The 12,167-nt window shown below is 34.6% G+C and carries 12 protein-coding genes; 5 read left to right on the top strand and 7 right to left on the bottom strand.

What is annotated here, in order from left to right; all coding sequences use genetic code 11:
- Positions 1-2 precede the first annotated feature (2 nt).
- Positions 3-950, top strand: a complete 948-nt coding sequence (locus tag ABVM50_RS12420) for a Wadjet anti-phage system protein JetD domain-containing protein (protein ID WP_405198852.1) — start codon at positions 3-5, stop codon at positions 948-950.
- Between the two features lie 24 nt (positions 951-974).
- Entirely contained in the window at positions 975-2,159 is a 1,185-nt protein-coding gene (locus ABVM50_RS12415) for a Shedu immune nuclease family protein (protein WP_405198851.1), read from the top strand.
- A 20-nt stretch (positions 2,160-2,179) separates the two neighbouring features.
- On the opposite strand, the gene ABVM50_RS12410 is transcribed toward ABVM50_RS12415, so the two are convergent.
- The 7 genes from ABVM50_RS12410 to ABVM50_RS12380 form a co-directional block, all read right to left on the bottom strand.
- Positions 2,180-3,304, bottom strand: a complete 1,125-nt coding sequence (locus ABVM50_RS12410; protein WP_405198850.1) for a DUF3800 domain-containing protein — start codon at positions 3,302-3,304, stop codon at positions 2,180-2,182.
- Between the two features lie 10 nt (positions 3,305-3,314).
- Positions 3,315-4,697 (bottom strand): hypothetical protein, encoded by a 1,383-nt coding sequence (locus tag ABVM50_RS12405; protein WP_405198849.1) that lies wholly within the window; start codon positions 4,695-4,697, stop codon positions 3,315-3,317.
- Positions 4,698-4,772: 75 nt separating this feature from the next.
- A complete protein-coding gene (locus ABVM50_RS12400) occupies positions 4,773-5,429 on the bottom strand; it encodes an ATPase (RefSeq protein ID WP_405198848.1) in 657 nt (218 codons plus the stop codon).
- Positions 5,413-6,165 carry a hypothetical protein gene (locus tag ABVM50_RS12395; RefSeq protein WP_405198847.1) on the bottom strand — a complete coding sequence of 251 codons (753 nt, stop codon included), beginning with the start codon at positions 6,163-6,165 and terminating at the stop codon, positions 5,413-5,415. The genes ABVM50_RS12400 and ABVM50_RS12395 overlap by 17 nt, the downstream gene beginning before the upstream one ends.
- A 3-nt stretch (positions 6,166-6,168) precedes the next feature.
- Positions 6,169-6,453, bottom strand: coding sequence for a helix-turn-helix domain-containing protein (locus ABVM50_RS12390; protein ID WP_219548930.1), 285 nt, complete (start codon positions 6,451-6,453; stop codon positions 6,169-6,171).
- Positions 6,454-6,735: 282 nt separating this feature from the next.
- Positions 6,736-7,590, bottom strand: coding sequence for an RteC domain-containing protein (locus tag ABVM50_RS12385; protein WP_405198846.1), 855 nt, complete (start codon positions 7,588-7,590; stop codon positions 6,736-6,738).
- Between the two features lie 82 nt (positions 7,591-7,672).
- Positions 7,673-10,078, bottom strand: coding sequence for an aminotransferase class I/II-fold pyridoxal phosphate-dependent enzyme (locus ABVM50_RS12380; RefSeq protein WP_405198845.1), 2,406 nt, complete (start codon positions 10,076-10,078; stop codon positions 7,673-7,675).
- A 224-nt stretch (positions 10,079-10,302) separates the two neighbouring features.
- On the opposite strand from ABVM50_RS12380, the gene ABVM50_RS12375 reads away from it, so the two are divergent.
- From ABVM50_RS12375 to ABVM50_RS12365, 3 genes are all read left to right on the top strand, one after another.
- Positions 10,303-10,671, top strand: coding sequence for a hypothetical protein (locus tag ABVM50_RS12375; RefSeq protein WP_240472150.1), 369 nt, complete (start codon positions 10,303-10,305; stop codon positions 10,669-10,671).
- A 20-nt stretch (positions 10,672-10,691) separates the two neighbouring features.
- Positions 10,692-11,621: a helix-turn-helix domain-containing protein gene (locus ABVM50_RS12370; RefSeq protein ID WP_405198844.1), complete on the top strand. Its 930-nt coding sequence runs from the start codon at positions 10,692-10,694 to the stop codon at positions 11,619-11,621.
- Between the two features lie 225 nt (positions 11,622-11,846).
- The gene (locus tag ABVM50_RS12365) at positions 11,847-12,134 is read left to right on the top strand and encodes a DUF6520 family protein (protein WP_026934521.1); all 288 of its coding nucleotides are present in this window, start codon (positions 11,847-11,849) and stop codon (positions 12,132-12,134) included.
- The last annotated feature ends 33 nt before the right edge of the window (positions 12,135-12,167 follow it).

Here is a 12,167-nt window from a genome sequence, read left to right as displayed (position 1 = left end):
GAATGAAAAAAGATGTTGAATGGAAATATCTGATTGGTCTTAACCAACTATATAAAAACGAAAAGACCAACTTGAAGATTGGCAACAATAGCTTCATTAAACAAATACTAATGAAGCAAAAAAAACTGATAAAGCCCAAAATGGGTAATCCCAAGATTTTAGAAGCTAAATATGGTTTTAAGGCATATTATGAAAAAGAATTTTTGGATTATTTTGAATACTATTCCAATTTCTTTGAAAAAGCCGGATTAGAGAGTAATGCACACAAAACTTATAACGAAGATGATTTGAAAAGTTTGGCTTTTATTTATTATCAAAAAGACCAACTCAAAAAGAACCTCACAACGGAATATACTTTTTCAGCACGAGTTTTTAAAGGCAAAGGAGCAAAGTACTTAACAAATAAGCCCAGTTTACGCAATGCAGTATTACAGCTTCTGGATATTGACGAGTTCCCAGAGAAAGACCCGAAGAATGCACAATGGCGATTCGTAGTAGATTGTGAAATTCCTAAGTTGGTTGTTATTTGCGAAAATATAGCTTGCTTAAAAGTACCCTACGAATATAAACAGAACAATATAGAATTATGGTACGTAGGTGGTAACAATACCAACCCTTTAAAAGATATTCCTGCCAAAAAGATAGAATTACCTCTATTTTATTTTTGCGATTGGGACCATCACGGGCTATCTATTTTTTCGAGAATAAAAGGCATCTTTAAAGAAAAAGGTAAAGAAATAACCTTAATTGAACCTACTACATTAGATGATGCACTACCCGTACATTCGCCACACCATAAAAGTAAATGGCGTAAAAAGGAATTTTCGGGATTGAAAAGTAAAGACTTTTCTAAGCAACAACAGGATATAATCAACAACTTAATTCAAGATGATATTTGGGTAGAGGAAGAGTCGATGAACTTGATTGAGCTTCTTTCTAAGATAAATTGAATTAAAATTAATAAATATTGAGATTTGATAGAGATAGAAAAAATAGATTCAAAACTTGTATTAAAATACTATTCTGATTATGAGCCTACGGAATGGTTGGATAAGAAACTGGAAACGCAACTTCCATTTACAATCAAGCACATTTTTAATTTAAATCGTGCATCACTTCTGAGAAGGGTAGAAAATGATTTTGAGGAATCTGAATACTTCTTTGAGATTGGGGAATTAATGAACGACTATTATGGCGTTTACAGGGAAGTTTTAGGGCTTAACAATACTTTTTTCTTTCATAAATCCCTGGACATAAAACTTGATTATTTTTTTGTAAAATCCAAGTCGTCACTTCTTCTACAAATTGATAAACATTTACACGAAGACATTTATATTGGCGGCTCAAAAGAGACTATATTACCAATTGAAGAGTTTGAAAATCTCATTAAAATATTTCCTACTACCCACGAAATTAGCTTGTATCGCCAGGCAAAAGTTACTTCAATTTTAAAGAACTATTTTGACCATATTTCAGACAAAGAAGAGTCTTATCAAAACTATCTAAACAAGAAAATACCTGCTTATGGTAGCAACTTAAGGAAAACTTTTCGTGAAGCTGACATTGTAAAATATCAAACGCTTTTAGAAAAACTAAAAGATATGCTTTCCAACGAGATAAAGTATACGGAACATCAATGGCAAGCTGAGATAATTGAAATAATATTATTGCTCTTTCCCAAGTATATCGCTGTATTTGACGAAGTAAAGTTTAAGGACATCTATAACAATAAAACTCGAAGATTGGATTATGGATTAATTGACTTTATGGGAAATCTAGATATTGTGGAAATAAAAATCCCATTCGATAAAAACATAGTATCAGCGAACCCTTATAGAGATAATCACATACCAAACAGGGATTTATCTGGAACGATAATGCAAATCGAGAAATACATATTCTATTTAAATAAAACAGGTGCAATTGGCGAGAAAAAGTTGACCGAGAAATACAAAGACCAACTACCAGAAAACGTCAAAATTAAAATTACTAATCCGAATGGTATGATTATTATGGGAAGGGACAATAAACTAGCAGAAAGTCAGCTTTCAGATTTTGAGATAATCAAAAGGAAGTACAAAAATATAATGGATATTTTCACCTATGACGATCTAATAAGAAGAATGGAAATTATGTTGGCTCAACTAGAACAGATTTAAAATCTTATAATTTAATTAGGTTATTTATTTTCAATAAGATTATTAAGAGTAAGCATTCTATTTACTTCAGTGATACCGGTTATATGATGAAAAAACCCTGGATTATACTTATCAGATTTTGAGATAATCTTCGTGTATAATTTGAGATTGTCCCTTTGTAAATCACTTAGCTTTTCAAATTCTAAGCGTATCAATTCTTCAGAATGATTATTAATAAAGATTTTGTATTTGGAAGTTAAAGCTACAATGATGTCAGAAAGCTGAATCATTATGTCCGATTGAGAATCTTTGAACGTATAGTTTTCTAATATTCGTTTTCCATCAATAAGACGGAATTTGCCTATAATTTTTTGTATTGCATCCTCATTATCGAAAGTATGATAAGAGTTCTTAAACATATAAATTTGTTTTATGTAAAACTGATAAAATTCTTCTATTAGCATATTGTTTTTTTCTCCTCCTAGAAATGGCATTTTTTGTTTATCTCCTGAAAAATCAAGTGTTTCTTTAAGAATTTTTAGGCTTTTCTGGTTTTTTATATTCCTATTTTTATAGTTAGTAATATTTATGATTTCCTTAATAAATTCAGGAATATCTTCATTACTGATATTTGGGTAGTTGTATTTGAAAAACAATGCTCTGGTCTCATCTAAATTCTCTCGAAGTACTTGGTGCATAATGTCTTTCAGTTCTGCAATAAATTGAGGTCCAAGCTCAAATAATTCTTTACGATTCATAAGTGCAGAATCTACAATATCCACTATTGAGTAGTATAAAAGATTGATGCAAGAAAGATGAACTAGAATATCTTCATCATCTATAAATTTTAAGAATATATTTAGTTTTCTTGACTTTAAGCAATTAATAAAATCGCCACTAGCTAAATGTTTGAATTTTAATTCTTTTGTATTTTTTTGCAACTGTAGAGAATTCCATAGTTCTTCAAAATTGAACACAATTCCATTATCAACGATTCCGCCTAAAACAAAACTACCCGTTATTGAGGTATTAAAATCTGTCTCCCTTGTATATAGTTTTCTAGGATTATTAGATTCATCATAGAAAAAATGATATTCTTCATCAAAGTTGATGTGTGGAGCAAGTTGTTTCTGACCGTCTCTTATTTCGTTTACAGGAAAATCCATTTTGCGTTAATTATTTGGTAATCGTATTGTAATTCATTGAAGCATAGGGATGGAAATCTGGGGTATAACTAACCAGTTCTCCATCGAAAAATTTATGATGACCAATATTTGGAAAGTATTCCATATCTATAGGAAAATTAGCTTTCGGATTATGAAATAAGTTCAAACCCTCTCGCCAAGTTTCTTTTGTGTCTTCCGATACTTGATATTTAAATGACATCGGTTCCAAACTTTCAGGGTCTTGGTGCACACAATCTCCAATGCGCACAACTATTTGACCCTCTTCGACAAAACCCGCTTGAATACCCATACGAGTAAACTTTGCTAGGGTGCCAGTAGCAGAGAATAATATACCGCTTACATTTTCTGTGTCGGGTTGGTCAAAAAACCCTGTAGGGATTATTTCTCCTGAAGGCTTGGTATAATTGTTTGCCTTTACAGATTTTATTATTTCTTTACCATTTTTATCTTTCTGAATAATTTGTTTATGCCCATATAAATATTCAGTTAAGGCGACAAAAGACCATGTCATTGAAGCATCACTATGAAAGTCTGCAATGGCAAATACGAGAGGTTTATTTGTTACTTGTTCAAGTTTCCAATACTCTTTTTTAAGTTTTGAATAAAGGGCACTACCGTAGCGCAAAGGAGTCTCATTTTCAAGTTTCTTTTCAATGTCTTGAGAGGTTATAGTTCGCGGTTGAATATGAACTAATTTAGGAGGGTCATTTTTACGACCTAAAATGACTGCCTCCACTGCAATAGTTAATTCATCTTTTTTAATTAAAAAGTCAGGTCTATTAAACTCTCGTAGCATCTCAAATTTAAATTCTAATTCTATAAATGAAGCAAAAAGATAGAGTTCCCAAAGACGAGCGTCAAAGCCATTTATAGATTGAAACTGTTCTACGAAATTCCCGTCTATATCGTCTAAATGGTTGGATATTTCTATGATCGCCTGCTTTGAAGCTTTTGACCCTTTGCTATTTTTAAGATTATTGAAATAGGGATGAAGATTTTCGGGTGGTGGGCTTATATCGAACAGTTTAAGGCCTTGAGGTGGCCCTCCTTGTTCTACAATCTTGATATTTTGGGAACTGTGCCATTTCATTGAATTGGTTAGTGCGTCTATACATAGTTTTTCGGTTGCGAAATCTGTTTTAATTTCAAATGCTCGAAATTGCCTATTCTCGTCTCTCGCCATTAATGAATAATTAAAGTCTTGATCTGTGTAGTCCATAAAGACAACTCCTAATAAAGTATTTTCATCATTAGTATAGTAATGAAGTTCTTTAGCAAGAAAATTTAAAAACGGATGCCTAGTAAAAAGCATAAAAATGTCAAAGCGATTTTTATTGATTTCTACTATTTCAATTGGTTTTGGTTTTTTCATAATTCTGGATTAGGAGTACTAAATTCTATCCTCAATATGAAAAATAGTTTTGAAATGTACTAATGTTTTTTTGAATCACTTCCTCTTATCCCCAGCCCGTTCATCAAAAGCAATCAAATTAAACAATTCCCTCATCCTGCTGCGTACTCTATTTCCATAGCGTACTTCCAACTCCTCTGCATTTAAATTAGTAGTAGCATGGGTTTTCAGTTTGGTTTCAAGAAAAAGATCATAACGGGAGAGCAGGATTTCCCCGATGACATTACAATCTTTTCCATAATGCCGCCCCATAGGTTCTACACCCATATCATCAAAACAGAAAAAACTACTTTCTCCATAATCTTCTATGGTTTTATATCCCAAATGATTAAAGGCAAAAACAATATTCCGGCAGGGCATCACAACATATTTTCGTTGGTGGGGCACTAATAAATGTAAGAGTTTCATAAGACTTGTTTTACCACATCCTACGGGACCGGTAAGTAAGAGTCCCTTATCTAGGTCAATATCAAATTTTTTGCAATTTTCCTTATCCTTGATGAAGTAGGAGCATAGCTTTAATAAGATCTCTTTATCCTTTTTGTAAATTTTAAACTTTTCTCCAAAGAGGAGCTTACCTTTCGCATTCAGGTACACCAGGATTTTCGGAAAATCATACTGCACGGATTTTCCATCAAACCTGCCTAAAGAATATTCTACGCCGCCTTCGATTATTTTAGAGGGGTTGTGCATAATTCTTGGTTTTAGTGGTCTTGAGGTTGTCCTGATGATGGGACGCTTTCTTTTTTATTTCCTTGTTATCTTCGTTGAATAATTCGGTTCTATCCATCCAGTGGATCGCTAAGGCTTGCCAGTCCCTTACCTTGTTTCCATCACTTGTTTTCCAATTATTGGAGTGGTAATGATCAAAGAATTTTTTTCCTTCGTCAGCATTAAATCCTTTTTCTTCAAAAAAAATTAAAACGGCCTGCCTGCCCTTTGGCTGTTTATTAATGTTTATTTGTTTAGTATTGTTTATATAAGGTACTAATGCTTGTCCACTGGCGGGACGGTGTGGGTCCACAGCTTGTCCATTTCTGGGATGGTGCTGGTACACAACTGGTTCATCTTTGGGATAGTACTGTTCCGCAAGCTGTTCCAATATGGGATCGTAGTCGCCCGTAACCGGTTCATCAGTAGTCCCGATAATGGCCATCTTAATTTTACTTCCCTTGTAAGGATTATTGGATGGAAAATACGAGAGATAATTCCATGAATCAAGGTCTGTGATACAACGATGATAGGTAGATTTAGAGCCTATCTTAGCCACGCGCATCAGTTCCCTCCGATTTACAAAAAATACATCTGCAAACCGGCTACTATTCCATTCCTGAAATAAGGCCATATACAGGCTAATGTGGGTTGGGTTTAGGCGCTCGTCAAAAAAGAATTTCTCAAAAGCCGCGTTGAGTTGCTTAATATAATTCATCCTTTATAGATCAAAATTGTGTTTAACTCTGTTTTCATCCATGACCCGGTGGATCTCCTGGACATCATAGTAAATAATCCCACCTACCTTGGTATAGGGCAGGGTACCATTTATTCGAAGATTTTGTAAAGTACCCGGACTGATTTGAAGCAGGTCCATAACTTCGGAAGATTTCAGATAGCGCTTGAGTGTCCCGGAATTTTGTTTGGTAAAGAGGGTTTTTAATTCTGCGAGCAATTCCATTTTGAATTCTCGAAGATCGTCTGTGGTAATAATACTTGTTGGCATAATAGAACATTTTTAATAGAAAGGGACTACCAAATGGTTAAAGCTTTTTAATTGATAGCCCCTATCATAGTTTGACTTTCGTTCTACTAAATTGGTACTGTTTGGTGGATATCTTTCCCTATGGGTTTCGTAGTTACGAGAAAATTTAACATTTAATATCTATTGCTATAGTATGGTCTTTTTTGGGGAAGTATTGCTTAGAATTATAGACCAAACTATTAGAAAATTGATTTTGTACGGCAATTCTTGGACTTTTCGTAGTAACTCGTAACTACGAAAAGTTCATTTTTCATCATCCTGGTTCATCTTAGCTTCCAAACGCAGGATAAGATTATGAAGATATTTTGCTCTGGGACCTTTTCGGGACTTTATTTCAGAGTAGGTTTTGTAGATGTTCTCCAGTTTGATATTGAAGAAATCCTCAAAAGAAGAAGTGATTGTGCTGATATCTACAGTACCATGGTTAAGATCTCCATTGGCGTATAAGGCATAGATAAGTTCTACCAGTGAAGTTTTTGACCCTGACCACAGCATGACCTTATGTTTTTTATCCATCAAACCACTTTGTTTTCCTGGTCGTAGAGTTTCCATTGCTTCTCTAATGAAATGGATGAGCCGATACATAGCCTGGATCTTTGCCCATAGCATATCATGAGAGCTTGAAAATTCAGGATACTGGTAGTAATTGATCATGGGAGTGAAAGGATAGTTCTTACGATGGTTTCTGGTAAAAAGCTGATGATCCAGGTATTCATGCCCTTGTTCCATATATTGGACAAAATCATTATTCTTATAAAAGAACTTATTGATCTTACGTAGTTCCTTTTCAAAAAATCGAAATTGAAAATTCTTACCTGCTTTAGGTTTACGAGTCTCACAGGATCGTACTTCTGAGAAATAGATGAGATAGCTCATAGGACAGGGTTTGATTTTTTTAAAGAATTCGATCTCGTCCGGGGCATTTTCAAAATCCTCTTTTTCCACAATCTCTTTTAACTTAGAAAGGGTGTGATTTGAAATATCAATCCCTTTATCCGCTTTTTTTAAGGGATGGGGAATTGGAACCACCGTAGTATTCAAACTATTGTGAAACTCATGTATTACGTCATCAAACATCTTATTATTACCTTGAATCATTAAAAAATAGTGTGGTAACGGGATCTTCAAATTGTTTGGTTTTATAAAGAATAGGTAAGGACCGCGATTACAATATCAATTATTAAATTTCATTTCTCAACATATCCAACTGTTCTAACAGAAAATTATCGGAAGTTTGAATAAAAGCATGTTTTTCAATTATGGTTGCACCAAATTTTCGTTTTTCAAAGGAGGCGCTAAAACCTAAATCTATTTTCTGGAAGTTTAAATTCTTAGCCCTTTTTATGGTCTGATATAATAATTGACGATATACCTGATACTCCCTGGCATAGTCATAATCCATTCCGATTAAATTGGGGACGTAGATTCCTTCTATATTTTTGTAACAGAACATGACGCCGACTATCTGGTTTTCCTTTTGAAGTTTTAATTCGATGAACTCCCAGTTTGTATCGGATGCCATATTTTGAAATACTTTTTTCGGATAGGTAAAGGTGTTTAATCCAAAGTTTTTTGATTTAACATTTTTATAGAGTTCATGATAGATATCAATTTTTTCAGGAGTAGGGGAGTCTAAAATTGATATATGGAACTTATCTTCAAAAGGCAGTACCTCTTTTCTGAAATGTTTTCGAGACCGGGAGCTTAATGTTTCCGGAAATTCTTCTTCACTGTTCCAATTCAAATTTTTAATTACACAGGAATCTGGCATGGAGACGGGAATGTAACCTTCCTTTTGAAACAGTTCTGCTAAGGCTGTTGATTTTGAAAAATCACGCAGTACGGACATTCCGGTTCCCAGTTTTTCTCCCAACGTTTCGATTCTTAATAAGAGTTCTTTGATAGCTTCCTCAGATTGTGAATGCTTGTGGTCTACATACAAATGACTGCCTTCGGTAAAGAGACATCCCATAGACAGTACTTTAGTAGTCATCGCATAGGGATTGGATTTCCTGTCTTGCTCTATGGTTTTAGATACCGATTCCGGTGCAAGCATATCATTCTTCCATAAGCCGCTGGTTAAAAAAGTAGCTAAAATTGGAATATCCTTCTGATCTGTAATTATAAAATAATGGAAGTTCCAGTTATGCTCTTTCTGGTCGTTATGGGAAAAGCATTTCTGCAGAAATTGAAGTCCTTCTTTATTAAGCATATTATGACTTCCAAGTAGTTTATTCCATAGATATGTATCGATGTCTTCGATGCTTTCTGCATAAATCACCGATACATCTAAATCTGATTTTTCTTTTATCGTAGTTGGGTTCACGCTTATATTAAAAGCTTTTCCAACCCTCTCCAAAGTATTATTCGTTGCATTTAGTGCTTTTTCATAATGATACTCCAGGGCATCCACCAGGGCTTTAATATCTTCTAATTCATTGTGGCAGGAAATCGTAATTCTTACCCCGGTATTTTTCACAGGAACCGCTGGAAATAATCCCAGATTTACAAAGAATCCTTCATCCAGCATTCGTTTCACAAAATTATAGCCGGTGGCGGGTAAGCCCGTACCAATATAAAAAACCGGGGAGTCGTTCTTTGAAATTAAGGGCAGGTTGGTTTTTGAAAGCAATTCATTAAAATAATTTATCCGGAGCTGTAGTGCCTTTTGTAGTGAATATATTTCGGTAGAAAGATGAATGTCTGCCGAAGCACTTGCCGCAGCAACAGCGCTGGGTTCCAGTTGGGCAGAGAAGGTGAGGGGGCCACCAAAATTTTTAATTTTTCTAAAGAGTTTTCGATCTGGACAGACAAGGACTGCACCCGAGGCTCCAAAGGTTTTGCTTAAAGTGCCAAATAGTAAAATATTTTCAGGTAGTTCTTTTAGGACTTCCATTACATAGCCACTACCGTTATGGCCTTTCCAGCTCATTCCATGCACATCATCAAAATACAAGTTCAGCTGAGGATATTTTTCACAAAGGGAGATAAGATCTTCTATGGGGGCATAATCACCATACATGGAATAAACCCCATCTGCCATATACCATATTTTTTTAACCTTTCCGGATAATCTCTTTATTCGGTCTTCCAGCATGTCCATGGAATTATGGCGAATTAGGCTTACAGGTATACCTCTAATTTTAAGGAATTGGGCCGCATTTTGAACACTCCAGTGCACCTGGTGATCTAAAATTACAGCATCCTCATCCCTTACCGCAGTTGGTATAACCGCAATATGACCTAACGTACTGTTCTTTGTTATAAGAATTGGATTGTTGTAGATGGCTTCTATTTTCTCTTCTAACTCCGCATACAATGGATGAGAGATATAGGTCTTTGAAAGTGGAAATTGGGTGCCATATTTTTGAATAGCTTCAATGGCAGCATTTTTAAGGCGCTGATCCTGTTCAAGACCCAGGTAGCCAGTCGTTCCAAAATGAAAGGATTCAATTCCATTTACTTTTATTTTCCGACCGTTTAAACCCGGACCTTCAGCATGCAGGTGTAAGACTCCTGCATTTGTTGCATTGGTGATTACTTCATCTACCGTATCCAGAAAATTGTTGTGTTTTATTTTTGCCATAACTATAGATTTGAAAATTCTCATATTAAACTATGACAAAAAATTATTATAAATCTAACCGTTATTGGTAAAAGTCTTTTCAGAACAGTCATACGGCTTTTCATCCAAATGCAGGTAAAATCTATGTTTATAATTTTAAAACATGTTAAATGAAATCATTTAAGGTGTTCTGATAAGACTATTTATTTTTTATTATATATTAGTGATATCCAAAACTTTACGGGATGGTGGTGGATGGAACCTACGCGAAAATGTGGATCTCTGAGGGGATCTTATTCTTTGTCTATAAAGAGATTTATGAGATCAATAGGAGTATGGCCAGAGAGATAGTTAGTCAACGTTTGCAGCTGCAAAATGAAAATTCGTATCCTATATTTTGTGATCTAAGGGCCATTACCAATGCACAGAAGGAAGCCAGGGATTATCTCGCAATAGAAGGTGCCTTTATGACGACAGCTCTGGCTCTTCTGGTGAAAGATGATCATGCGATGGCTATTACCCAACTCTTTATAAAAACAAGCACCCCGAATTACCCTATCCGGGTATTTAAAGATAAAAAGAAGGCGCTTTTGTTTCTGCAGGACTATAAATAGTAATCTTTAAAATAAGAATTATGGAATATGCATTCAACAATGAGGACAAAATGAGATTCAATTCTTTATATCAGCAAATCATAGAAATTGCCTGTGGTAACTTCATGTTTCGTCAGGAGCCTTCCGGCAGAAGAGATCCCATTGATACTGTTACCGTACTGCTGAATATGATGTCAGAGGAATTATATAATTTTTGTTTTGGAACAAATCAGGAAATAAAGCAACCGGAAATACAATTTTCAATCTTTTTAGATAAGGATTTTTACATCACGTCATATTCTTCCAATACTCCTGAAATTTTGAAATGGAAACAGGACAAATTTGACTGCCAGGTTTCTGAAATTCTTTCAAAAAACTCGGAGAAAGCGCTGACGGACGAAATTGATTCAGCTACTGGAAAAATGTATCAGCAATTTATTCCTGTTGACTTCATTGTTAAAAATAAAGGATTACATAGATGTCCTTGCACTATTCAAAGGATGGTGGGAGTAGATCCCTCCTGTGCATATGTCATTACAGCTTTTCGTTTTACGAATGGTGAAGAACCTCTGAGAAAAGTAAGTAATATAAGACATTCATTAAAATCAGGAAAAAAGGAAAGCGCTGCAACAAAAATTTTGCTGAAACAAGTACGTCTTTATATCCTTAAAAATCTTCATACCGATCTTCCATCTCTTAGAGAATTAGGTCTTATTCATCGTACTAATAAAACTAAACTTAAAGAAGGATTTAAAAAAATGTACGGCACTACCATCCATAGGTTTCATATGGGAAAAAGGCTTGACAAAGGAGCACTCTTGATTAGAACTACGGAACTACCAATTTCTATGATTACTCAAAAATGCGGTTTTAAAGATCACTCCCATTTTTCAAAAAATTTTAAAATCCAGTTTGGACAGACACCTTCCGAATACAGAAGAGAATATAAGCCCAATTTCATGAGAGAATAGTTTTACGGCCTTTACAACCATTTTATTTGAAGGTATTTGGTGAAATTTACTATTGTGAAATACCAGGGTTGTAAAATTTGAAATACTAAGATTCTATTACTTCTTTACTTTTCAGTACCATGCTGGCTTTTACACCCAATAAAAGAAATTATAAAATCTTTTTGCGCAGAAAGTAGGAGAAGCCGAAAATCCTTGAAAGAGTAGGTGAATTTAAACTTTAATATTATGAAAAAGTTATTTTTAATTCCGATTATGGCGCTTCTGGTTGTATTAGGCATGTCCTTTACCAGCTTTGAAAGCGAAATTGAAGAGCAACCTGAAGTTGTTGCCAGTGATTATATACGTGTAAATGGAAACTGGCAACCTATATCTGAACAGGATTGTAATACTGGCTCCTATGATTGTAAGGTGAAATTTACAGAGAATGGACAAGAGTTTAGAGTATATGATGAAATGGACTTAAGTACTTTGAGAAAAAGTCCAAATCCTGGAGCTACTTTGATTAATCCATAAATAAAGTAATTATTTTAAATGAGTAGCGCCTTG

This window comes from Christiangramia sp. LLG6405-1 (genome assembly GCF_045055805.1).
In the GTDB taxonomy this organism is placed as follows: domain Bacteria; phylum Bacteroidota; class Bacteroidia; order Flavobacteriales; family Flavobacteriaceae; genus Christiangramia.
This window is presented reverse-complemented; position numbering and strand designations above follow the sequence as displayed.